This window comes from Stieleria maiorica, from assembly GCF_008035925.1.
Lineage (GTDB): Bacteria > Planctomycetota > Planctomycetia > Pirellulales > Pirellulaceae > Stieleria > Stieleria maiorica.
Window position 1 is genome coordinate 2,630,781 of sequence record NZ_CP036264.1, and the last position, 24,022, is coordinate 2,654,802.

17 protein-coding genes and 1 CRISPR repeat array are annotated in these 24,022 nt (G+C 56.6%); of the genes, 1 reads left to right on the forward strand and 16 read right to left on the reverse strand.

The annotated features are described in order from the left end of the window. Window positions 1–199 precede the first annotated feature (199 nt). The 3 genes from Mal15_RS09110 to Mal15_RS09120 form a co-directional block, all read right to left on the reverse strand. Entirely contained in the window at window positions 200–1,402 is a 1,203-nt protein-coding gene (locus tag Mal15_RS09110) for a hypothetical protein (protein ID WP_147867469.1), read from the reverse strand. A gap of 502 nt (window positions 1,403–1,904) precedes the next feature. Continuing rightward, window positions 1,905–2,216: a hypothetical protein gene (locus Mal15_RS09115; RefSeq protein WP_147867470.1), complete on the reverse strand. Its 312-nt coding sequence runs from the start codon at window positions 2,214–2,216 to the stop codon at window positions 1,905–1,907. Window positions 2,217–2,658: 442 nt separating this feature from the next. Continuing rightward, complete coding sequence (locus tag Mal15_RS09120; RefSeq protein ID WP_147867301.1) at window positions 2,659–4,200, reverse strand: hypothetical protein; 1,542 nt, start codon at window positions 4,198–4,200, stop codon at window positions 2,659–2,661. Between the two features lie 234 nt (window positions 4,201–4,434). On the opposite strand from Mal15_RS09120, the gene Mal15_RS09125 reads away from it, so the two are divergent. Further along, a protein-coding gene (locus tag Mal15_RS09125; protein WP_147867471.1) for an IS3 family transposase occupies window positions 4,435–5,858 on the forward strand; the annotation gives its coding sequence in 2 pieces (ribosomal slippage) (window positions 4,435–4,789 and window positions 4,789–5,858; 1,425 coding nt in all). A gap of 248 nt (window positions 5,859–6,106) precedes the next feature. Beyond that, a CRISPR array of direct repeats spans window positions 6,107–8,386; the repeat unit is 36 nt; unit sequence GCTTCAATGAGGCCGCGCTCAATTGAGCGCGGAAAG. A gap of 209 nt (window positions 8,387–8,595) precedes the next feature. Here Mal15_RS09125 and cas4g/cas1g read toward each other — a convergent pair. The 13 genes from cas4g/cas1g to Mal15_RS09185 form a co-directional block, all read right to left on the reverse strand. Further along, window positions 8,596–10,509 (reverse strand): CRISPR-associated endonuclease Cas4g/Cas1g, encoded by a 1,914-nt coding sequence (cas4g/cas1g, locus tag Mal15_RS09130; RefSeq protein ID WP_147867472.1) that lies wholly within the window; start codon window positions 10,507–10,509, stop codon window positions 8,596–8,598. Between the two features lie 42 nt (window positions 10,510–10,551). Next, window positions 10,552–10,842, reverse strand: a complete 291-nt coding sequence (gene cas2, locus Mal15_RS09135) for a CRISPR-associated endonuclease Cas2 (protein ID WP_199773834.1) — start codon at window positions 10,840–10,842, stop codon at window positions 10,552–10,554. Between the two features lie 354 nt (window positions 10,843–11,196). After that, a complete protein-coding gene (cas3g, locus tag Mal15_RS09140; protein WP_167546698.1) occupies window positions 11,197–15,480 on the reverse strand; it encodes a type I-G CRISPR-associated helicase/endonuclease Cas3g in 4,284 nt (1,427 codons plus the stop codon). Window positions 15,481–15,587: 107 nt separating this feature from the next. Then, a complete protein-coding gene (gene csb2, locus Mal15_RS09145) occupies window positions 15,588–17,261 on the reverse strand; it encodes a type I-G CRISPR-associated protein Csb2 (RefSeq protein WP_147867475.1) in 1,674 nt (557 codons plus the stop codon). Between the two features lies 1 nt (window position 17,262). Next, window positions 17,263–18,468: a type I-G CRISPR-associated RAMP protein Csb1/Cas7g gene (gene cas7g, locus Mal15_RS09150; RefSeq protein ID WP_147867476.1), complete on the reverse strand. Its 1,206-nt coding sequence runs from the start codon at window positions 18,466–18,468 to the stop codon at window positions 17,263–17,265. 1,148 nt (window positions 18,469–19,616) lie between these two features. Beyond that, window positions 19,617–20,024 (reverse strand): hypothetical protein, encoded by a 408-nt coding sequence (locus Mal15_RS09155; protein ID WP_147867477.1) that lies wholly within the window; start codon window positions 20,022–20,024, stop codon window positions 19,617–19,619. Between the two features lie 214 nt (window positions 20,025–20,238). Then, on the reverse strand, window positions 20,239–20,649 hold the full coding sequence (locus tag Mal15_RS09160) for a hypothetical protein (RefSeq protein WP_147867478.1): 411 nt from the start codon (window positions 20,647–20,649) through the stop codon (window positions 20,239–20,241). A gap of 46 nt (window positions 20,650–20,695) precedes the next feature. Beyond that, entirely contained in the window at window positions 20,696–21,352 is a 657-nt protein-coding gene (locus tag Mal15_RS09165; protein WP_147867479.1) for a ThiF family adenylyltransferase, read from the reverse strand. After that, window positions 21,349–21,873, reverse strand: a complete 525-nt coding sequence (locus Mal15_RS34610; RefSeq protein ID WP_233903364.1) for a hypothetical protein — start codon at window positions 21,871–21,873, stop codon at window positions 21,349–21,351. The genes Mal15_RS09165 and Mal15_RS34610 overlap by 4 nt, the downstream gene beginning before the upstream one ends. Before the next feature lie 49 nt (window positions 21,874–21,922). Continuing rightward, window positions 21,923–22,846, reverse strand: coding sequence for a hypothetical protein (locus Mal15_RS09170; RefSeq protein ID WP_147867480.1), 924 nt, complete (start codon window positions 22,844–22,846; stop codon window positions 21,923–21,925). A gap of 191 nt (window positions 22,847–23,037) precedes the next feature. Continuing rightward, complete coding sequence (locus tag Mal15_RS09175; protein ID WP_147867481.1) at window positions 23,038–23,259, reverse strand: molybdopterin converting factor; 222 nt, start codon at window positions 23,257–23,259, stop codon at window positions 23,038–23,040. 183 nt (window positions 23,260–23,442) lie between these two features. Then, the gene (locus tag Mal15_RS09180; RefSeq protein ID WP_147867482.1) at window positions 23,443–23,649 is read right to left on the reverse strand and encodes a hypothetical protein; all 207 of its coding nucleotides are present in this window, start codon (window positions 23,647–23,649) and stop codon (window positions 23,443–23,445) included. Window positions 23,650–23,751: 102 nt separating this feature from the next. Then, on the reverse strand, window positions 23,752–24,018 hold the full coding sequence (locus Mal15_RS09185; RefSeq protein WP_147867483.1) for a hypothetical protein: 267 nt from the start codon (window positions 24,016–24,018) through the stop codon (window positions 23,752–23,754). Window positions 24,019–24,022: the final 4 nt, after the last annotated feature.

Sequence of the window (24,022 nt, forward strand, 5' to 3'; positions counted from 1 at the left end):
ATGGAACCTAGTTCTGCAGGTTTTCACCCAGCTTCTGTCCGAAGCGTGTTAAGCGTATTCGCCCGCCATCCGGCGGTTTCACCACTCTGAGATCGGTAGAAGAACCTGCATTGAAATACCGGGGCTCCGCCTTCAAGTGTCTCGAATTCAACAGCAGGCATTCTTGATTCGCCAGCCAATGCAGACATACCTGACCGAACTAACTCGGCAGTACGATCGAGTTGTGGCGTCCAAACATCTGATAGCCTTGGTCAGAAACCTCGTTCTTTGGCGTTGTGGAATATAGAACACCAAGATGGCAGCGCTTCGTAGTCGTAAATGGATATGCGGTCGTACTGTTCGGTCCGCCTGTATGCTTGAGGAGCTCACCGTGGCAACATTTCGTACGGGAGATCTTCCCATCGCGTGTTCCGGCACACTTTCGGATATCGTCGGGGGCGACCGCGGCCCAAATCAAAGCGCCAAAACACGTTCTCATGTCCCTTTCGAACTCTGTTGTCTTTCTTCGTCTTTTCGTAGGATCGGGTTCTTTGCGTTTAATCTCCTTACGACCATCAGAAAAGATTCTGTCGTGCTCGAGCGCAAGGACAAGGCCCGAAAATCCGAGAGAACGAAAAAGCCGAGAGATTCCTGAGATGAGATAGCTGATCAGGTCAGCTTGATCGTGTTGATTCATGGACGGCCATTTGAAGTCACTCTTGCTTTTTCGCGGAGCGAAGAGCTGTTCCAATTCTCTATTCTTCATATCGGTTCCCGACAAAAGAATCGCCATCTTTTGACTCACCGGCGGGACCTTCACCTTTCTCTTGTACTGGGTCAACAACCACACCAAAGGGTCGCATCCGATAATCGAACGGAGTTCCTCGGGGTACGTCGCAGTCCACTCTGCATCTTTCAACTTTCCCTTGCCCGCAACCGTCAACTCTCCAGCGCGATCGATAAGGTGCAACGGTCCGCGTTTACCGTCGGGGAAAAGGAGATTGCTCATGATCGCATGAAAGAGCCTCCCTGGATATGTGCCTGGCGCCTTCAGTTTCAAATCCTGGAGGGACTCCGCGAGTTGGAACGATTCCAATGGAGCTCGATTTAAGCCGCTAACCGTTGAGACGACAAAATCATTCTTCAAGGCAAGCAACTGCGAGGCGATGTGAAACCGACCAGCATAGCCTCGATTATCGGAAACGACTTCACGCACGCCTCCTGCAGACCGCACTTCTCTATGAAACCTTTGAAGGTCAGCAAACTGACCGCCTGCTTCGAGGGCAGCTTGGCCGTTGTTCTTCGAGAGTAGTCTTGTCCAGTCGTCCAGTTTGCGTTTCTTGGCAAAAGACAGGGCCTCGGCAAAAGAATACTCCGCAGCTGACCTTGTTGTCGTCCTCTTCGATTTCTTTCTCTTTCCCATCGTTTCGCAGAGAAGGGGAGGCTAGCAGCATCGAGCAATCCGCGCACACTCTAACTGGTTCATTGCTCGATGATTCCGCTCCATAAAGGTCACGCATTGCCAATATGGGGAGGATTCGCAGGAAAGTCTATCGAACACAGTACCTGAAATGTTGTTGTCACGAGCAACTGCTGGCAGGTTTCAGAGTTTTGTACTCGCATTCGTGGGGTGTGCGAGTGCGACGTCTTGAGCACTGCTGAAATCTCCGTGCTGGGACGCGTGAGCGGCTGGCTGCCGGACTGTTGAAGCAAGCGATCGCTCACGCGTTGTTCGCATTCGCCACGCTCACCCGCATCGTGCTCCGCTAAGCGAGTCCCCCGATACCTTCAGGATAATCTTTCGTCAGCACGTCTGGGCGCAGCGATTCGTAGTCCGTCAAAGCGAAGGCAACGCCATTATGTGGCGCGAGACGTGTTGGTGACCGCCGTTTCGTTGGCCAGAGTGTTTTCGGTCGTTGACCGCACTAGCTCGCTTCAAAATACCGAGGTTCAGCCCTCCAGTACTCGTAGAGATCGGCATCTTGTTCAGGATCGTAGCCGGCAATATCGTCGTCAATGTTCATCGTGATCGTAATGACCTCGGTTTTCAGACCATCTTCGGTCGTCCACTGGCCGCTCACGGCTCGGATACGCCCCCGACGATTCTCAACTTCGGGATGCCGTTCCAGCCACTTCTGAACGATCCAGGCGACATCCGGTTCGCTTGCCTTCCGGTCAGAAGTCAGCTTGCCGTGGATCGCCGGAATAATCGTGATGCGGTTCTCACCTTTGGACAAAACTCTACCTGAAGTTGTTGAACCAGTAACTGTAGTCCCCGACAATTTGACGGCTTGGTTTGCCGCTGGCAAGTTCCATTTCACCCAAGGGCCGGATGCTCACTTGCCCCTCCGATCGAGCTTCACAAAGGACCCCGCAATCCTCGTCGGTCATGTGGTCAACCGGATGGACGCTGCTGGAGTCCGGCACTGACGGACTTCAATGAGGCCGTGTTCAATTGAACGCGGAAAGGTCAGCCATTAAAGGGTGCGACTTTCGCTATTCAAGCTTCAATGAGGCCGCGCTCAATTGAACGCGGAAAGCCATCATTGCCGTGATGCGGGAAGTGGGGGCGATCGGGCTTCAATGAAGCCGCGCTCAATTGAACGCGGAAAGCGGCGTCGCCTTTCAGGCCGGCCCTCTGTATAACAAACCCGTGAAAGCTTGTTTTGACAACAAAGATTAAGCGCTCAATTCGAGGAGTTCGGTGTCGCGAAGTTTCAGAGCCGTCGTCATAAGTTTCTGCCCTTTTTGTGTTATTCGATAGTAGAACGTGCCTGAAACTTTTCGGATCAATCCGTGTGCGCGAAGCAACCGTAGCAACCGAGTGATACGCCCAGCCGCCCGCTTCCGCTCTTTGTCATTACGATTGACATGTGGAAAGAGCCTTGACCGTAGGTCTTTATTGCGGAACCCTTGCAAGAGGAACGTCCCTTCCTGCAGAACCGAGAACATGCGAACTTCGTCCGGTTCGATCGGGCGTAGCCCCCGATATGGTCGTCCCTGACGGAAAATCCGGCGACTTACTGGATCAAGTATCTTGTGCGCGGGAGATGATTCTCCTACGACAGCGAGTGCCTCAAGATAGCGCTCATTCGCGGCGTGACATATTTCCACACGCCGTGCAACGTCGGCGACGCTCTTTCGCATCGGAAACCATGCAACAACAACTTCGCCGCCACGGGTCGCTTTTCTTCGAACGTTGAAGCGTCTCGGATTGTTAATCGTGGTTTCGATTCTCAGTACGCTGCCCGCCTTGTCGTACATTTTGATCGAGTTCTCATCGACCCAGTGTTTTATCCTTACTCCTTCCACACGATGCTTCACATCGCTTGTCACTTCCCCGTTGAAATCACGATGAAAGCGACGGCCCATAAATCGCATCACATCGCGACAGCCGAAGTGCTGAACTGCATGATTGACAAGAGCAGGGTAGATCGCATTAAGTGAAGCCTCATTCGCAAACATCACATCAGTCGCGTATTCACTTTCGCGCATGGTCCAGTAATACGCGGGGAACTTCAGCTGACTTTTCAGTTTGAGCCAGGGATTGAACCGACGGGCCAACGCATTCAGGAACTGTACCCAGTTTCGCTTGTGAAGATCGTCAATCATCTGCTGGGCCTTGGCAAGGTCATCAATATGGGTAAAGCAATTGCCCTGTTTGTTGTAGCCGATGCCAGCCTTATCCAGTCGACCTGCAAGGTATTCACGCCCGTTCAAACAAACCTGGATAGTCATGGGAAGCCAAGTCTGAAGTCGGACGTGCATCAGGCCAAATTCCCGGTCGACGAAGTAGAAATAGAGGAACAAGCATTTCCTTCGGGCATGCGCCAATTCAAGACGTTTTCCTTTCGGATCTTTATGAAGCTCGTAGGTTTGGCACGATTCCACACATGACAAAACGCAAACTAATCCTTGCTGAATGGAGTCTTGCTCCATGATGCTTCGCGCGCAGTCTTCTTTGGAAATGGATGAAGACGTTAAGTATCGGAACGGCCGGCCATGCGCTTCAGCGTATTCAGCGGCGTGTTCCTTGATTCTGTCTGAGATGCGTTGGACGAAACCGCCGAAATGTTTGTAGAGGACGCCATGTACGTTCAAATACTTATCCATCCCGTCCAAGTAACTCAACGCACGTATGGTCCCACGAAAAAGGATCCGGTCGAATCCCGACAAAACACCGATGATGCGTTGATCGTGTCGTTCGATGAATCGTTCCATGTCACCCTCCCAGCGTAAAACGCCAACCATGTAAATAGCAAGGATTGCGGAAGGTGCCGCAGATTGCAACCATTTGGCCGCTCCTTGAACACCCGAGCAATGCCTGGGAAAATCCCCCGGCATTCTGAACGGTCATGGAGGCCGGATCGTTTGGTTGCGGCCGAAGGCTGCGACGTGCCAACATGCGTGAGACAACTTTGAGTTTTTCAGAGTTGAGGGCACGGAGCATTTTGCATGACCGAGAACGCTGACAAAAAAGTTGAGAAAAATCCTGAGGTGACTGAGAAAGCGAGCCGTCGTCGCTTTACTGCCGAGTACAAACGCCGCATCGCGCTCGAGGCCGAACGGTGTACCGAGCCTGGTGAAATCGGAGCCCTGCTGCGACGCGAAGGGCTTTACTCGTCAGTGGTAGGACGCTGGCGTCGTCAACTTCGGGAAGAACCATTGTCATCATCGAAAAAATCCAATCGAGCAGCATCACCCAAAAAGGCGTCAGCGGCAAAGGAACTCGCTGATCTGAGGCGTGAGAATGAACGCTTGAAAGAGAAACTCCGTCAGGCGGAGTTGATCATTGACGTCCAAAAAAAAGTCTCGGAGATGATGCAGACGCGATCACCCGAGAAGACAGACTGAAAGCAGCCGAAGGGCTTAGCAAACGCGTCGGCGTCGCCGCCGCGTGTCGGGCACTGAACGTTTCCAGAGCGACGTTTTACCGTCGTCGTGATCCCGATCGGCCATCGAGCCCGAGGCCTGCACCTGCTCGAACGCTATCAGCGGATGAACGAAAGGCGGTGCTTGATCAACTCGTCAGTGAACGTTTCGCTGATCAGTCACCGCGGCAGGTCTATTCGAAGTTGCTTGATGAAGGCGATTACCTGTGCAGCGTGCGAACGATGTATCGGATCCTCGCCGAGAACCAGAGTTCTCGCGAGCGGCGGAATCAACTGAAACACCCCAACTATCAAAAGCCGGAACTGTTGGCGAGCGGACCCAATGAGGTTTGGTCTTGGGACATCACCAAGCTGAAGGGTCCCGAAACATGGACCTATTATTACCTTTACGTCATCCTGGACATCTACAGTCGCTGCGTCGTCGGCTGGATGCTGGCGCATCGTGAAGCCGCCGATCTGGCCACCCAGCTCATTGAAACAACAATTGAAAAACAAGGCGTCCAATCCGACCAATTGATCCTTCACAGCGACCGTGGGCCTTCGATGACATCCCATTCCGTGGCCGAATTACTCACTTCGCTGGGCGTCACAAAGTCACACAGCCGCCCCCACGTTTCCAACGACAACCCGTTCTCGGAAAGCCAATTTAAAACGATGAAGTATCGTCCTGAATTCCCAAAGCGATTTGGGTGCTATGAAGATGCACTTGGGTTCTGCCGAGACTTTTTCAGCTGGTACAACGACGAACATTACCACAGCGGCATCGGCCTACTCACACCATCATCGTTACACTACGGACAAGCCGAAGAAATCCTTGCACAGCGACAGGAAACGCTTCGAGAGGCGTGGCAAAAGAATCCTGAGCGATTCGTGGGCGGCGTCCCAACTCCTGCGAGTCTTCCCAAGGCCGTCTGGATCAACGCTCCAAAACGGGAAAGAGAAAGAAAAATCGGAACCCCTGAAGCGAATTGCCCCGGAGCTCCATAAGAGACGTCATTGACGCACCCTCGATCCGGCTATCCCTTGGACGGTTGCGTCCCCGCAGAGCCATCTTCCGTTTCACCGGACGAGTCGACGATACCACAAGAAACATCATTGAACACCCGAGCCATGCCTAAAAAAATCCCGGGGGTTCGGGGGCTGGCCCCCGAGTACGCTGGGCTGCCCTGCTAACAAGTATCCAAAAGTTGTCTCAATGTCGTTGACACATTCCGCGGCCCGCCAGATGTACTTGAGCTTCAATGAGGCCGCGCTCAATTGAGCGCGGAAAGCAAAACCCCGTTTGAACGGCTGACCGACGAACTGACGCTTCAATGAGGCCGCGCTCAATTGAGCGCGGAAAGGAGGACGGCGGTGAAGACACCGGCTCGCAGCCATCGGCTTCAATGAGGCCGCGCTCAATTGAGCGCGGAAAGTTTTCTGGTCGCCCAATGGCGCCGAAGGTCTGTTTGCTTCAATGAGGCCGCGCTCAATTGAGCGAGGAAAGATGCGCGAGCGTGCCGAAGTGTTGGCGGACGAATTGGCTTCAATGAGGCCGCGCTCAATTGAGCGCGGAAAGTGGCGGAGTTTCTGGCGAATCCGCAGAAACGCGGAAGCTTCAATGAGGCCGCGCTCAATTGAGCGCGGAAAGGCCTTCGTCGACGACCGTTGCGCCATCCACCAACGCGCTTCAATGAGGCCGCGCTCAATTGAGCGCGGAAAGTGGTGATAGTGGGAAAGCGTAGAACCGAGAGGGCGCGCTTCAATGAGGCCGCGCTCAATTGAGCGCGGAAAGCGTGGCTATGTGAAATCGACGATCGCGGAGAATTCTTGCTTCAATGAGGCCGCGCTCAATTGAGCGCGGAAAGCACCGACGGAGCATGACTTTTCGTCGAGCATGGCGACGCTTCAATGAGGCCGCGCTCAATTGAGCGCGGAAAGCCGGGGAACTGCCGCTGGGCGACGCCGGTGCAGCAGGGCTTCAATGAGGCCGCGCTCAATTGAGCGCGGAAAGCAGCGAGTGACGTCGTGTCGCCTACGAGATATGATGAGGCTTCAATGAGGCCGCGCTCAATTGAGCGCGGAAAGTTGTCCGCGGCTTCGGATCCCAGACCTTTACGTCGGGCTTCAATGAGGCCGCGCTCAATTGAGCGCGGAAAGATTGGGTAAGGGGAAGGTGTGGAGATCGAGAACAGGCTTCAATGAGGCCGCGCTCAATTGAGCGCGGAAAGCGAACGTGAACCGTGCCCAACCTGTGATAGAGTTCTCGCTTCAATGAGGCCGCGCTCAATTGAGCGCGGAAAGATCGGGGTCGCTGTCCGACTTGTCTACCCGTAGTTGGCTTCAATGAGGCCGCGCTCAATTGAGCGCGGAAAGGCCCAAGAAAGCCGCCCGCAAGAAAGCCACCAAGAGCTTCAATGAGGCCGCGCTCAATTGAGCGCGGAAAGTGGCCAGATCGCGGCCCTGGAGGCGGCACTGACGAGCTTCAATGAGGCCGCGCTCAATTGAGCGCGGAAAGCTCTCGCAAGATTTCCTGCCGCATTTCGTTGATTTCGCTTCAATGAGGCCGCGCTCAATTGAGCGCGGAAAGTCATTATCGCGTTTGCCATTGCATCACCTCCCGAATGCTTCAATGAGGCCGCGCTCAATTGAGCGCGGAAAGTACCAATTCGACCACCTGCGATTATTCGCAATCCTCAGCTTCAATGAGGCCGCGCTCAATTGAGCGCGGAAAGACCGCTGTGGGCTGTTTCCGCTACAACGGGACTCGGCTTCAATGAGGCCGCGCTCAATTGAGCGCGGAAAGTTGCAGTTCCACACCGGGCAGCTGCTTGGTGCGGGCGCTTCAATGAGGCCGCGCTCAATTGAGCGCGGAAAGCGGGTAGGTAACCGCCTGCCCTGTTTCCGTTCACCTTGCTTCAATGAGGCCGCGCTCAATTGAGCGCGGAAAGATCACCTTGTACGGCCAAGGGTTGGCGGCGTTGTGCAGGCTTCAATGAGGCCGCGCTCAATTGAGCGCGGAAAGTGACACAGGCCGCCCTATCCCGTGCGTCCGGCGTCAGGCTTCAATGAGGCCGCGCTCAATTGAGCGCGGAAAGACGTGCTTGCCAACCTTTGACTCTGCTGCATTCATGCGCTTCAATGAGGCCGCGCTCAATTGAGCGCGGAAAGTGGATCGGCGAACAATGCCGCGCCGCCCTCCCGCCGAGCTTCAATGAGGCCGCGCTCAATTGAGCGCGGAAAGTGACGGCGACCAGTACCCCGAGTGGCCAATGGGAAAGCTTCAATGAGGCCGCGCTCAATTGAGCGCGGAAAGAATTCGACCGCGAAGCTTTCAGCACCTTGGGCCTGCACGCTTCAATGAGGCCGCGCTCAATTGAGCGCGGAAAGTCAGCGGCTGGCGTGACGCGATCGTCGAAGTGATCTTCGCTTCAATGAGGCCGCGCTCAATTGAGCGCGGAAAGCCAAAGGTGGGGACTCGCAGGAACTCATGTAGTTTTGCTTCAATGAGGCCGCGCTCAATTGAGCGCGGAAAGGCCCGGGCCGGCGGCCTCGGCATTTTAACGGATTTTGATGGCGCGTTTCGAGCGGTTGGTGCCATGATGGGGTTCGATCGTGGGAAAATGACATCGTGGGGGCCGTTTGAAACCGTGATTTGCCGGACTGCGAGAGGTTGCCGGTGATTCGTCACCGCCGAACCGCTCGCACCCGCGTCTTGCCACGATTCCGAGCCTGAGGGATCCAACTATCGCGTCACGAAGACTGGATAGTCGTCGATCTCGCCGCTGAGCAGGCGGGCGAGCAACCGAGTTTGAATCTCCAGTAGCCGACGGTAGCTTACCCGATATCCAAACAATGGGTGAGTCACCGTGGCATCCATTCGCTTCTCGTAGGCCATCAAGAAATGCTTTCGGCCGGTACCGGTCAGCACAACCGATTGGCCCGCCACAAGGAAATGCTCTGGCGTGACCATCCGATTGTTGATCGCCGATAACACCGCCGACTCCGCAATCAGCGGGCGGAACGGTTCCATCAAGTCGAGCGCCAGTGCCGGCTTGCCCGGTTTGATTTGGTGGTAGAAACCCAAATAGGGATCCAGCCCCACTTTCGTTGCCGCCACCAAGCAGTCTTTGGTCAAAAGTGCGTATGCGAACGACAATAGCGCGTTGACCGGGTCGCGAGGCGGACGGCGATTGCGGCCGCGAAAGTCGAAGGCCGGGCGTTTCTCCGAAAGCGCCGCCCCGGGGGACGTCTCCACATCACAGTCGACCTTCAACATCCCGGAGAAATCGCCGAAGTACAATCGTGCCGCGTTGCCTTCGATCCCCAGCAGTGACGCCAGCGAATCCGATCGCGTCGCGTGATCGGCAGATCGTTTCAATTCGCGCAACGTAATCGACGAAGGCTGGCGATGATTCCGCATCAGCAATGTGCGGTGGTTGCGGATCTTGCCACGCACCAGCTCCCTAGCCAGTCGTAAGCAGAATTGGGTATCGTCGGCGCGTCGAAATTGTTCGCGGCGTACCAGAATGTTCTTAACGCCCAGACCGCCGGCGACGCCGTAGAAGTATCCTTTTTGCGTAAAGTAAGCGACCGGGATTTCCATCCGCAGCATCGTCTGCATCGCTTGCGTGGAAAGTTGGACGTTGCCCAACAAGTTGACTTGGTTGACTTCGTTCAAACGGATCTCCTGCAGCAGCTTGCCGTCGGCTTTAGCCTGCAAGATGTCGCCTTTCTTGCCGACCCACAGTCCTTGGGTGCTCAAATAGATCGGCCGCCGCTCGTCGCGGGCGGTGACGATCGCACGGACTTCGCGATCAGGCTCTAGTTCGCTGAGCCGGCGGTTTTCGACCAGCCGAGCCGTTTCGTCGGGCAAGCAGATTTTCGCCAGCGAACATTTTGGGCATTTTGGACTGTCGACCAGCGGCGGCGGGATCGTCGCAGAGTCATAGACCGCTCGCGCTCCATTGATGGCCTGTTCGGCCTGCCGAATTAAGGCGTCATCCAGAGGGACGTCGACGCGCTGTCGCGTTTCATCGAAGTACAGCATGCCGCTGTCGCATTGATACCCGTTGTCGCGAAGCACCATCGCTTGCAAGGCGATTTGCACACGTTCCGGCGGCCAAGCTCCAGCGGTACCGTCTGCTTCACGTCGAGGTCGGCCGCGTTTGTAGTCGATCGGGGTGACATGTTGCCCGTTCGCTTCGGCCAAATCAAGCTTCGCGATCACGCCGAGGGAATCACTGCTGAGTGTAATGCTGCGAGCGTGAACGGACGATCGAGTTTTCTCTTCGTTATCCTCTCGGGGGTCGGCCGCGTCGACATCATCATCAGCGGTATCGGCATCGGCAAACAACGTTGCCGCTTGCACGTGCTTCATTTTTCCGCGACGTTTTGGCGGTTCTGGTGGCATATCGATTTCCGCCGGTTCCAGGTCGGCTTCGGGGAAGACCTCCGGTGCATCAAGCCGTCCGTTACCGCTGTCGACACGTCGATGTACGATGCGGCCTTGCACTGTTTCGTAGCTGTCGGCAAACTGGCCTTCGACGTGCATCAGGTAAAAGAGCCGTGGACAGTAGACGTATTCGTTGATCATCCGGGCCGGCAGGTAGTCGACCGAAGGCTGCTCAGTGTCGTTCGAGTCAAGAGGCTGGATCATGGTTTGTTGAGTTGCTAGTTGCGAGCGGCCAGTTGTAGTGACTTACACAACAATGCATGGGGCGGCCATGTCGCTGTAGGGTTTGCCGATGGCTTGGACCAAATCATCGGATCGATTTTCGACGCTGCCCAGGTCGACGACCAAGACTTGGTCTTCGCCGTGATGGATGATCTCGGCGAGTTCGGCTTTGCAGTGGATCAAATCCGTCGGCGTCAGATGGCACTCAAAGACGCTGTACTGAAGATGGTCGCCCCAGTTCTTCAAGCATTTGAAGGTCTGGCGAAGCCGCTTGGGCTCACAGACGTCATAGGTGATCAGGTAGATACGTCGCACGGCGAATGAACTCGGCGGGCCGTCGCGAAGGGCCAAGAGTCCCTGGCCGACCTGCACCAGGGTAGTTGGAGAAAATCGGCACGCCAGCATCGCGACAGCGCGGTAAGCCAAATATTTTCCACAGCGCCGACAGGTATACACTCGCATTAAACGCACGCCACCTATCGACCCTCCATGCCTTCGTTTAAGTCGACAGGTCTGGCCCCGTGCCCAGCGCCCGGCTCGCGGTCACCCGCGACGACCGCGAACGGGCGTGGGATCGAAAGGATTCAACAACCGAATTGAGAAAGAACGGGGGCCGGCTCGCGGCGTTGGCTCAGTCCGACGACGGATATATCGTTTTAATGAGATGTTCTATCGCAAGGCAACGGAAGGAGCAAAATTGAAGAACTTGTCGTTGACCTTCCGTTCGGCTTGGTAAATCGCTTCGATGCCGCAGCGATCGACAAACGATGCCGTGGCGTCGTGGTGGGACGTTGAGTTCAATGCGGTTGAAATACGACGAAGGTCGATTTGCAACAGACTGCCCACGACACCCAAGGTGATCGGATAACGCCACATTGGCCAGTACCAGTGTGTCCCCTTGCGACGGATTCGATGAAACCCGGTCGTCATCAATTCGTGTCGCACGACCGCCGTCGGGAAACACACCAAGGCTTCAAAAGCTAACGCGTTGGCACCGCGTACCGTTTGAATCGGGTCACTCGATGGATTGAGCCACCGCATAGCGTACGGGCGATCTTCAGCAGCGTCGAATCGCAACGACAATCCGCGTCCAAGATCTGTATAGGACCACGTTTCGAACAAAGCTTCGCGCAAGTGACTTGATTCGGTTTGCTCGCGAATCGCCCTGGCGATCTCAAACATCCGCTGGTGCCCCGAACCTCGGGTCAAATAAAGATGCGAGTAGTCGATTTCGCGTACTTTGCTGCTTCGTCGCTGAGACGCCTCGCTGCCGATCGCGGATACCCAATCACATTCAAAGGAGTCGACGTCCGGTGAGGCAATGAAGTGTCGGCGGGTAGCTTCGGCAACCAGTCGCATCCAAGCCGGATTCGGATTGACTTTGCCAGACCCTTTGGGCCATTCCGATTGACCCTTTTGATAGCCACTATCGAGCCAGCGTCGCGGTCCGGTGAAGGTTTCGTCGAGAACTTGCTCCAAAGCATCGATGATCCAATCTTCGGTGGCTTGTTGGGCTGGCAGCCATAAGCTTGGTCGATAGGCCGCATCGCGGACCGACCAACTCATCCGAGGCTGATCGATTCCCGATTTTCGGCAAGCTTGATTGACCAAAACCAACGCACCCAACGCGGCCAAATAGGCCAGGGTGTTGCCGCCGTCGAGTCCCTCGAGCGGGATTTCATGCAACGCCGTGGGATCGTTGGATGATTGGATCGCGTTGGTGGGACGCGATGACCCTGGGGCCGTCGAAGTATTGGCATTCATCGCTTCTTCCCGGCTGACTTGTTGATCTGCCAAGCGTGCAATCGTTTCCAGCCAAGCGGATCCCCAATACCCGAATGATTCCTGTGTCTGCCAAAAGCGATCCGCGATACGAAGATCGCCTGCAAAATCTTCGATGGAAGAGTCAACCGTTGGAACCAATTCCAAACCTTCGATCGCGTCCTTTGTGACTGCCGGCGGCAGCGGATCGTCGACGGGCGGATACCAGGGACGCGCGTGCCCGTGATGGGCGGCGACCAAGTACAAAGCCAGCGGATCGGATTCAATCCCGAGCCCTTCAGCGACCAAAACACTCGTTCGTTCGTGGCGGAATCCACGAGGTAAGTTCGCTTGTTCTCGTATCCGCCGACGTACGGCTGCCGACTCGTCGATTCGACCGGATTTAGCCAGCGGCTTTCCGCGCAACCATCCGATTCGGCCGGGCAGACCGCTGAGCATCGTTTGGAAGCGCGCATCGCCCTTTCCCAGATCATGTAGCCATCCAAAACGGCCCATGGTCGCCTGAAGTTTTTCGGGCAGCCCAACTGCGTTGGCTATAGAGGACGCTCGCTCGCTGACAGCTGTGGAGTGATCGACTAGCGAAACGGCTCGGTTGCATTCGGGGGTTTCCACCCATTCAATCTCTCGGTGTTCTCCATCGCCGGCCCCGATCGAATGAGCCTGCGCGGATGTCAATCGTTCTTGTCCCTGAATCAGAAAGCCCGTGTTGCCGTCGCGAATTCGTAACCGATACGTTCCCGGTCCGTCGAGCATCACTGGATCGTTTTCGCCGAAAGAGATTTTCCGGAGTAATTGTTGAAAGCTCGCATCGCAGAGGTCGATTCGCTTCGCAATCAGCGCACCAAGCCAATCTGCGGGTACGCTTCGTTCGTCACCGCGATCGATCTTGGAAAGCCAATCCGGCAAGCTTTTTTCAAACGCTCGCAAAGCGGGCATTAAACGAAGCTGAAACTTCCAACGTGCCAGCAGTGAGGATTCGTCGGCAACATCGACGCCGATCAGACATTCCACTTGTTGCAGTGATAATTCGTCAGGATCTAATGTGTCGATCGATGTTTCGGTAGGCAAAAAACCTAGGTCATTCCATCCTCCGACAGTAGTCGGCAGCACCAGCGTGTCACCGGGTCGCAGGTCACGAGGGTTACGACACGCGACCGATTCGTCAGGTCCTCGGTAGATCACACCGACCAAATCTCTCGATGATTCCACTTCGTCATCGTGTTCCATCAGCGAAGCGGTATCTGCCAGATTCTCATCGACGCCCGACTGCCCGCGCATCCATCTTGTCACTGCCTTGATCGGCATCGTCATGCACTCCGGTGAAGTCGGCGGACACTGGGTGACCGCGGCAACTAGATCGCGATCGTCGAGCGTGACAGCTTTGAAGCGTTCCTCGTCTTTTTCACCTTTTGCCGCCGGGCTGGATTCGAGCCGAAACAGATCACTTCGCCAGCAGACGTTCACGTCGGCCGGCCGGTCAATCATGCCATGTAGAAACAGGCTGACGTCGGGATCGGGATGAACGCCGGGATCAACCGTCGTCTGCACCAACATCTTCACATGGGCCGGTAGCAAGATCGCTTGTTCAGCAGTGCCGGCCAGCAACCGCGAGGTCTGCTCGGCATGCCCGTCGGCGGCGTTGCGGTCGATCCAATCGGCGAAGTGTCGATCCATCGCTCGGCTACCGAAATCAATTTCGTCGTCGCTGGCAATGGTTTGCAACCAATCGAATGTTCGCGAGAGGCTATCGCCGTAGACCGGGTCGTTGGCCTGCGACTTCGATCCGGCAATGTCATCCAATTTTGATGAATCAATTTGTTGGTCGGCACGCACCACCACTTCGCCGCGTGAATTGGCCTGTTGGGCCGATCGGTTCAAGCGGCCGAACCGTTGACGAAGCGCATCTAAGCTGGCCGCTTCGCTGATCATCCGTTGGAAGTCCAGATCTGCGCCGACCTCCAAACATTGCGTGGCGATCACAACGATCGGCTTTTCCCCCGACGCTCCCTCGAGGCAAGGTTCCAAACGTAGACGCAAACGTTCGGCAATTCGGTCTCGGTCGTGCGGTCGCATCCGCCCGATCATCAGTTCAACGTCGGCGTCGACTGACTGCTTTCCCGATCGAAGTTGTTGGAATAGGTCAATCGCCGTCTTAACGCGATTGACGACCACTGCCACCGAATTCGCTTGATCGGTCAGATGGTTGCGAACCCGCTTGTCGAGATCCTTCACCAGCCCATCGCTCCAGCGTTTTCCCTTCGCCTTTTCCGCGACGGAGACGCTGATCGGTTTGGCAACTTCATATCGCTTCACGGCCGGCGAGGTCGGATTTGCTTGGCGTTCGGCCTCCAAGTCGAATTCGATACGCTCCAGCTTGCGGGAAGGCGGGATCGTTGGTGGTTCGTCCAAAACGTTGGCACTCATGCTCGGTTGCGGCGCCATCGTGGCCGACAATTCGACGACTTTCAGCGGTCGGGTGATCGGGGCGGGGCAACGCAATTGTTCGCGGCGCTGGTACTCGGCAACTGAGCGGGCGCATTCGGCAAACGCGCGACTGATGTGGGCTTCATCGATCACGATCAGGCTGTCGCTACCGATCAAACCGGCTTGCAACGATCGCGCCGCCGGGCTGATCCCGTAGCCGCGAAACAACAATCGTGATCCGACTTGATCGACCGTGGCGCTGACGATCGTCGGTTGAGTTGCCGAACCGGCCCACGCGTTGGTGCGATAAAATCCGCCCCGCAACATATGGGTTGCAACGATGCTCTCACCGGGTTGGCCGATTCGGCCGTCCCGCATCGACAGCGATTGCAAGCGAACTGCTACGTTTCGCACGACTGGCTCGGAATGATCCGGGTTGATTTCGGAGGCCAACTGGCCGGCCAATCGTGCCGCAGCGTCGACGACAATCCGACGATCGACAACGAAAAAGATGCGCGTTGCGGTCGTCCGCTGGAGGTGTTCGCGATCAGATTGCAATGCCAGCGAAAACAAGGCGATGTCCAGCACGGACGTTTTGCCGCTGCCTGTGGGAAACGCCAATTGATCGGGCCATCCCGTTTGATCGATCGTCTCGACGAGCTGACGTTGCCAGCGGTATGGCGAATAGCCGTGAATCGCCTGAAAGAAGTCGGTAAAGTCGTCAGGTGTCAGTGGATCAAAATTCATCGTGTTCAAACTTGCACTCTCAAACATTCCTGATTCAAACTTCGTAAGCCCCTCACCCCCGGCCCCGCTCCCCGAAGCGGGGCGAGGGGAGCCAGATTATCTATTCGTCAGTTTCGCACTTGAATCGGCTTACAAAACCCGTAGCCTCGAAACCGTCCGGCACCCAAAATTACTGGGCCGCGTATCGGATTCTTAAATTCCAACAGGGCGTGAAGTTGCATCCGGTGTCGCTTGCCGTCGACGTCCGAGAATAGCGGAAATGAACCGGTTCGCTGACCCGCGCTGCGATACGCACTCGGAACGCCTGCCAAGAAACCGTGCCGGCCCAGGTCAACAGCGATCGGTTGCTGATCGATGCCAATGTTTGCGCAGGCGCGGGCGATGATCGACGTGACTTCCGCACGCCATTTCGCTCTTTCGCGTCGAGAATCGGCTTGGGGATGACGATCTAGAACAATCGGCGTCACGGTCGCCCAGTACCGTGATGGTCGAGTCCAGGTCTCCGGGATGATCGCGCGAGGAGGCCGAATGCGGTCTTCAAACTGCAATTCCAATTCGCTGTTTTGGTTCGACTCGTCGTGGTTGCCGTACAGCCGAATGCCCTTAGGTGTTCCATCGTCTTCGACCAAAAAGCTTGCCAGTTCCAAGCCACGACGGTCATCCTCGATCGTTCGCGGGATCACCATCCCCAATCCCAATAAGTGACCATCGACACGGGTTCTGCGAACATCGAGCCGCCGTCGCGTTTGATCATTGCTCGGCATACGATCGATCGAATCTCCAACGTGCGGAAGCGGCAAAAACGCTATGTGCGGATCGGAGGTCGGGCCCCCATCTTCAGCGTGACCCGAGATCCACGACGGGACTTCGCCACGTCCGTTGCCCAAATGACTGATCAACGCTTGCCGGAGTGTTCGCGTCAGATGAAGCGTTTGCAACAGATGGTGCGTGTTTCCTTCGATCTGCGCCAGCGAGATCATCGCCGGATCAAACACCGTTTCTACAATGGTGGTCGACGACGGTTCGACTTGCTCCCGGTAACCCTGCGTGGTGCGGATCACCGGACGCCGGGAAGTCGGCAGACCATCGGGAAACTCTTCCGCAAGCTGTTGCTGTCGCTCTTTGGCAAGCTTTCGCTGTTTGGTCGTTTTCGCCTTTTCCAGATCCATCGATAGTTCTGCGTAACGCTCGATCGCCTTACCGTTAAAGTCTGATTGCAAGCGGCCGATGGTCCCCGGCCGGGTGATCCGAAACCGATGCTCTCCTCGAGCGTCCGGGACGTAAACCGAACGTTTGGCCTGCTCGGCTGATATCAATTGACTTGATTTGTGCTGGTCATCGAGCCACATCTGGACGAGCGACGAAGAGTGTCCCAAACGGACAACACGGCCGAGCAATTTCGACAGCGAAGCGGCCTCGGCGTCACTCAACGTTTCCTCGGGCCAGATGAATCGCACCGGGGCGTCGCCGATATGGGCTGATGGGAAGAACCGAGGTTGTTTGGAACGATTCCACGGATCGTTGACTTTGTCGTTGATCGGAACAAATACCGTCTTGACTTCTCGCGGACAGACCGCTGGTGCGTCAATCGTCGGCGGTGGCATCGCCTCCAATCGCGTCAGCATTTTAAATTCGTCTTGCTCGGCATGTCCTTCGTGCGCCGCGGCGGTGAGCGCCATCATCAGTCGTGCAGGCTGCGGCGGATAAGCAAAAATTTCGCGATCCGCATCTGACGCCGCTACAACGCGACCGGTCAGGTAGCGACAAGCGATCGTGAGCATCTCAGTCACCCTCCGTCGGTGATTCCGCTGCAGCCTTTTCCTGACTTGCGACCAGCAACTTCATCAACGAATCTTTGGGACGCAGCGTTACCGGTTCGGTATGGTAGGGAAGGCCGACGCCGCGAAGTTGCTCGACCGCTTCGTTATAAAGCGCGATGCCTTGATCTCCGGTCAACGTAAACCGCTCGGGTGTTTCGCCGGGTCGATCGAGCAGTTCCAATTCAAACGGAACTTCCGGCCACAGCAGGCATCGACTGCGGAGATCAAAACCAGCTTCGCAAGCCAACGCGGATGCCATCAAGCCGATCGAAGCTAACAGCGTTCTTCCAGCATTGTCGGCCTCAGGCGACCACTGGCCGTCTATTGGAAACCGCAAACGCCGCAACGCCGGCAAAGACAGCGTCAATGAATGTTCGCAGTAGTCACAAGTGATCCCGCCAGCATCAATGGTCGGCGGGATGTTGCCGTGGTTAATCTCCGATGCCTGCACGGTTCCCTTACTTTCTTTCGCCGCGACTTCGTATTCGGAATCATTGCCTTTCTTGATCGGGATACCGCTGCGAATTTGCAGCGGATCGATCCGGCTGCTCGTCCGCACCCCAACGGCCGCGCCGATGGCTACGATTTCGCTGACGATGGCGCGTTGAAATTTTGCGCCCAAACCGCCTTTTGGCCCAGTGCTATCCCACAACCCGAACAGCAAGGAAGTCGGTGAGATTTCCAAAAGTGGCGTTGCGTTGGCCAAGCTTGCAACGTCGAGCCGGCTGCCCCAAGAACTTTTGCGGAAGGGGACCGCCTTCCCATCTTCGTCAATCAAGCTGTCACGCAAAATCGCATCAGCCAGTCGGTGCGGAACGTCCAACGTCGACAACGATCCGATCGGGTCGGTCAATTTGTCGTCGTCAAAGTCGACGCGAACAAGTGGAAGGGACAGCTTGCCCGAGTCCACTTGGAGCTTTAACGCTTCCTCAAGCCGATTAGCACTCGACTGCACCGAATCAACCAACACGCAAGTAACTTCCTCCGGTTTGCCATCGGTACCGGTTCTCCGACGTTGTTCGATCGCATACTCGCCGCCCAGATGCGTCGGTGGAAAGATCTTTCCGCCGGGACCGTCGGCTGGATGCAACCGCGTCCGAGAACGAAAGGCACATGCAGTGTTAGAAACGGCGTCGTGAAGTGTCTTGAGGTTGAGTGATGAGGGCATTTAAAAGAATCCTGTTGAGCGGTGATCGCGAAGGTGTTGAACAAATAAGTCTTTTTAGACGTCGTTGCACGGACACATGGATAAGACAGCCGGTTCTGGAGAATCATCGATGGAATCGGTAGGGTTGGAGCAATGTTCGTCGCCCCCCCCAATTTAAAGATCGCATCGATGATTATTGATCGCCGATCAATCGTTTGCCCCCGTCCGTCATTGAGATTCAGTTTGCAAAGTGTACCGAAACGCGTGACACGTCTGGTCACGCGAATAAAATAATCTCTTCATATTCGCATTGCTCGGTAGACCGTGATCAAGGGGGTCTAGCAAAGTAGACAGAATCTAGCGAATACTGCTAAACGACGGGAACTCGCTAGAATTAGATCACGTCACTGACCTTTGTATGGAGATCAAAAAGCTGACGATTGGACCGAGTTCGCAAGCCGTCAAGCTTGCAAGAGATCAAGGAACGAACCAGTTGATCGGCAAACTCGGGCGTTTCCCTTTATCGGTGTTGCGGGAGGGGGGGCTGCGAGAACTGCAATTGCGGTCGACGGAATCCTGACAAACTGGTCGCGGTCGTCCAAGAGGTGATTGATTCGATCAACTCTGGCGTGGGTAGTGAACCGGATGCTGTCTACTTCGCCTTCGGGCTGTTGGTCCCCGAAGCGACGATTGACGAACGACCGCTGCCTGAATCTTAGTGACGTTGCCCGCGGACGGTGTGGATCGAATTGTCGTTGATTGGCCTGCGGTCGGCACCGGAACGAATCGAAAACTCAACTGGAAGGGATGCAGGCAATGTGGGTGGCTCCAAGTTCGTCAAAATACGTATCGCGGCCGACGTAATGTGGTCCAGATATCTGAAAGTGGGCACAACCATCGGCGCAGCAAATCGGCAACTGCCCAGACTCCCATATCAGTGACTGGCGGGCGGTGAGAATCTCCTCAATAGCATCATCCGGGCTAGCCGGAATCTCGACTTGAATACCTGTTCTGGCGGGCGGGTACACGCCAATGCAACTAAGCCGCCCTATTGGCCGGGCTAGGGGCTAAAAAAAAGACCGGCATGATTCGCAGAATGCAGGCTCCGACTGAAACACCCCGCCGAACTGATCCGGCGGGATGTTTTATTGTACCGTCGTGACTCGGGACTAGCGGTCCGATAAGTTTGCTTGATCTGAACGCGGTGACGCCCTGGGAACACGCTTAGACTCGGTCGTGAGCATTTCGACGAGCACCGGATCGGCTCTTGCTTCGTCAACCCGATCGCGTTTGCTTTTTGTGAGCAGCAACAGGATCAACGCAAGCGGCAGGCAGCATGCGAGCAGGATGCCCGTCGCCTCGATGGACTTGGCGACGATCGGGTCGCTGCGTTCGCGTTCGGACCAGAGTCGGCGGTCCGACTCCAGATCGTCTCGGCCCTGACTGAGAATCTCTTGTTGATCAAGCATCCTTGTCTGGGCGTCGAAGACCTGTTCAACCTGACGGTCGGTCAGAACCGGTGGTTCGCGTTTGCATCCGCTCAGCAGCAGGGGCAGGAGAGTGATTGTCGAGATCATGGCGAGATTTGTTTTCATCGCCCTCCTCGTGGTTTCGGGGTTGATTGGGGAGTAGATGATTCAGGATTTCACGCAATCCTCGAATCTGTGTTTTCGACTGGAGCAAAAGCAAGGCCGTGACGGTCAATGCCATTGCCAGCGTGAAAACGACTACGTGGATAGGGTCCATGTTTGATTTCCGTTCCGCAAAGAAGTGGAGCGCGGTAAAAAGCCGCTATGCGGCGTCCCGAGATTCTTTCAGCTCGCCGATCAGGCTTGAGGCTTGGCGAATCGAGAGTGCCGAAACGTCGGCGACCCCGAAACGGTCTTGAAGCAGGTGATCGAGATCCACACCCTTACGGCGTGCAATCGCCCGGATGGCGGCGACTTGCTTTGCCGTTGCCAAGCGGGGGCTGCCGTCACGAGAGTTGGAACGTTCATGACGGTCCGGTCGGCCCGAGCTATGTGCTGCTGTCTCAGAGGGCGAAATCACACGCCCGGAAACGGCGTCGACGCAGTGACGGGTAACTCGGTGAAGCCGTGACTCCGCATCGGCGTCGAATTGGTCCAGCTGGAATTCAGCCGCACAGGTCGTGGTGGTTCCGTCTCGGCAGGGCGGGCCGGCAACACTGATTGAAAGTTTCATGGGGCTCCATGGTTTGAGTGAATGAACCAGCGATGAGGATTGGTCGCTAGGTGGGCATCATTTCCGATGCGAGAAGGTTGACGCTCAGGTCGCGTTCGACGGGTATGCCCCGTAGCCAGCGCGTGAGCTGGTGGACCATCAGTGATGCCGCAAGACTGGCGGCGTAGACGGTGCTGGCCGTGGTGCAGCTTCCTGTGTGGGCCTCCGCCGCCGCGAACAGCGTCGTTTCGTAGTGCTCGTCGTGTTTCGGATCATCCGAGGCGAGCACCCTGACGACTTCACCACGCATCCGCCCGTCGATCCACAAGTCGCAGCGAGATTTCGCGCAACGCCAGATGGCGGTCCGTGATGAAATCGAATCGACGCACGAAACGACAATCTCGCCGTGTCTCTGGCGTGGCCGGAATCGGTCCTTCACGATGGCCACATCGATCATCGGATCCACCAAGCGAAGATCGCAAACCGTCGCCTCCACCTTCGCTTGGCCGATTTGGTCGTGCCGGTAACCTTGTGTGGTAACGTTGGTCGGCTCAACGTGATCAAAATCGATCAGCTGCAACCGTGGTACGCCGATCGAGGCGAGCTGCAATGCGACTTGGCGTCCGATGGCGCCGACGCCGATGACGGTAACCCTGTGGTCTGCAAGACGTTCCCGAGCGACCAGCCCGGATTGTCGCGCAAAGCGATCTGCCGGCCCGGTCATGAGGCTACCCACTCGCTGGCATTCCACGGACTGTCGTCGCAAGACGCTCCCATGTCCGGCGAATCCGGGCGAAAGTCACGTACGTCGCTGTCCGGAAAAGTGCCGTGCCGCATCGCAAACGGATCCAACACGGTCACGCGGCGTGCATATTCGGTCGACCACAGATCATGATCTGCCGCGGCAAAGGGGGCCGAGTAGTCGATCGTCCGCCGCAATTGCGTTTCACCCCCGGGGCCGGTGTTGAACTTCAGACGCCCGTACGTGGCTCCGTGCTTGGCCAAAATGAACATCACGGCCCAGTCCGCTGAGCCGAAGCAGCGCACAAACGTCTCTTCGTCGGTACCACTGGGAGACGGACAGCTTCCCGGATGGGTGTGGATCCAGATCCGGGCAAATTGCTCCGGGGAGCGTCCCTCGTCGACCTGGTCATCGAAAAAGTCGGCCACCGACGCGTCGTCGAACTCGACCGAAACCGGTGTGCAGACCTGATCGATCATCACCACGTCTTCGATGAGCAGCAAGTCGTGTGCGTTGCTGATTCCGAATCCGCCGACCTCGGTACCGCCGAAGTCACGTAGGAACTTCAGTTTCGCCCAGGCGTAGGGGCTGAACCGCAGGGTTTGGCGCCAGCCCGGCTCCTGCCGGCGTCTCGGTCGGCTCCTGCGACCGCTCTTCGTTCGTTTCCTTGTCAAGGCAATCATCGCATTGGTTCTCCGTTAAACAGTGTTTGCAAAAAGACTCGCCGCATCGGTCGCGCATTTCCATGCAACCCTTGCAGTAGTAAGATCTGCAGCCTTTGCAGATCGATGTACAGTCGTGACAGAACGACTCGTCGCACGCTTCACAGCCGCAACTACAGTCGCTGCACGTTCGGCGACCGCAGCTGTCGCACCGGCATGTGTCGTCTTCGTCGACGTTCGCACCACAGTCACCGCATTCCACACCGAACCAGTCGTTGATGCTGATGTAGGCACTGTCGGGGTTGTAGGTCTGCAGGACCTGGCGAACGATCAGGAAGAAGTCGTACAGACGGCCGTCGGCGAGAGCGTGTTTGATCGGTTGATGACCATCGCCTTCGCAGAGCGCTTCCGACTGTACGTGTGGGTGTGTGGTTGAGTCACAGCTCACCGCAGGCTGCGGATCTGTCGCGATTACGCGGTAGGGAGCGGACTGACCGAGGTAGCGAATTTCCAACTCGATCTTGAACGGTCCCAACAGCACGCCTTCCAGCTCGATTGGTTCGGTGATCACGCCGACGGTGCCGTTCTTCACATTCAGCTCGGCGGATTCGAAGTCGGCCTCCAGTGCTGTCAAATCGCCGATGAGTTCCGGCAATCCACACCGGACGCCGGGCTCGACGGTGTCGGCCGTCGAATCCAGTGTTCGATCAATCGACTCGCGGAGGGACCTCAACGTCCTGGCGATTTCGCGATGCAGACGGTTTGCCGCGAGCAGCCAGCCGCGAGAGACGGCGACCGGTTCGAGTCGCTGCAATCGAAGTAGCCTCTGCAGGGAATCCGTTGAGACTGTCGTCAGCCGACGTCGTGGCGAGGTTTCGCAAACCGCTGCCAGAATCTTCTGTGCGATCTGGTACCGCGTCCGGGCACGCTTGCAATCGAGTCGGCGACCACGCCTGGATGCAGTTCGCCCCGCATTGGTGGCGTGCCCTGGGTTTGACTCCCGAATCACGATGCTCCCTCGATCTTGGTCGGCGTGATCGAGATTCGGTCGCCTTCCTGCAGGATTTGATCGCGGGGCACCGGCAGACGATTCACTCGAATCAGATAATTCGACTCCCGGGCGGCCCCGATGCGTTGGTTGAACAGGTCTTGGACAGAGGTGTTGTCTTGCACGTCGATGTAGTCGGCGAAACCGGCACCGTCGTTGTTGATCAGTAGGACTTTCATGGATCGGTTTTCCTGTGGTTGGGATTGGAATTTGCCGTGACGGCCGACCGGTCGCGCGTCGTGCGAACCCGGCGGCGGCCACGGCGAAAGAAACGATGACCGGCGGCACGCTGGGCGCACCGCCGGTCATTGCGGGTGGTGGTGATTCCTGGTTGCGATCGATGGCAACCAGGGTGACAGCACCTAAAACTCGAAAGACAAGTCCGCATTGATGTCATCCTGTGCGGCATGAAATGCGTCCCAGTCGATGACGTGGGGGCCGAGATCCTCGGCTTCCGGGTCGCTGATCGAGATGTCGGGATCGGCGATCAGAAAGCCGAGACGCTTAATGGTGGCGACGGTTTCACCCGTCGCACGAGAAACACTGCGATAGAGGTCTGCTTGAAGCATCGGAAGGGTTCTCCAAAAGGTGGGGTTAGAAACGAAAAAAGCCCTCGCCGGTCAGCGGACGGCGCTGACCCGAAAGGGCTTCAAAAACAGGACTCAAACGATTCAATCAGTGTGGAGGGCTTCCTCCGGGGCGGGCAGGAGCCAGTGCTGGTGCAGCCAAGCGACTTCCGCTCGCAAGGCCTCGCTACGGTTGCCGAACGGTCCAAGACTGGGGCCGTCGACAGGTGACAGATCAGCCATCCATTGGCCGTTCTCATCGGGCTCCACGTGGGAGCCCCGCTGGATCGATAGTTTGCCAATAACGGATAGGTCCACGTCCTCGCCGTAAACGCAGCGACAGTTGCCGCTCGGGGTGACGATCAGCTCCATGCCG

Bases quoted from the DNA above. Each gene is read 5' to 3' on its own strand.
- csb2 (WP_147867475.1), bottom strand. From the start codon at position 17,261: ATGCTCACGATCGCTTGTCGCTACCTGACCGGTCGCGTTGTAGCGGCG.
- Mal15_RS09110 (WP_147867469.1), bottom strand. From the start codon at position 1,402: ATGGGAAAGAGAAAGAAATCGAAGAGGACGACAACAAGGTCAGCTGCG.
- Mal15_RS09155 (WP_147867477.1), bottom strand. From the start codon at position 20,024: ATGATCTCGACAATCACTCTCCTGCCCCTGCTGCTGAGCGGATGCAAA.
- Mal15_RS09165 (WP_147867479.1), bottom strand. From the start codon at position 21,352: ATGACCGGGCCGGCAGATCGCTTTGCGCGACAATCCGGGCTGGTCGCT.
- Mal15_RS09185 (WP_147867483.1), bottom strand. From the start codon at position 24,018: ATGGAGCTGATCGTCACCCCGAGCGGCAACTGTCGCTGCGTTTACGGC.
- Mal15_RS09160 (WP_147867478.1), bottom strand. From the start codon at position 20,649: ATGAAACTTTCAATCAGTGTTGCCGGCCCGCCCTGCCGAGACGGAACC.
- Mal15_RS09120 (WP_147867301.1), bottom strand. From the start codon at position 4,200: ATGGAACGATTCATCGAACGACACGATCAACGCATCATCGGTGTTTTG.
- Mal15_RS09180 (WP_147867482.1), bottom strand. From the start codon at position 23,649: ATGCTTCAAGCAGACCTCTATCGCAGTGTTTCTCGTGCGACGGGTGAA.
- cas4g/cas1g (WP_147867472.1), bottom strand. From the start codon at position 10,509: ATGATCCAGCCTCTTGACTCGAACGACACTGAGCAGCCTTCGGTCGAC.
- cas7g (WP_147867476.1), bottom strand. From the start codon at position 18,468: ATGCCCTCATCACTCAACCTCAAGACACTTCACGACGCCGTTTCTAAC.
- cas3g (WP_167546698.1), bottom strand. From the start codon at position 15,480: ATGAATTTTGATCCACTGACACCTGACGACTTTACCGACTTCTTTCAG.
- Mal15_RS09175 (WP_147867481.1), bottom strand. From the start codon at position 23,259: ATGAAAGTCCTACTGATCAACAACGACGGTGCCGGTTTCGCCGACTAC.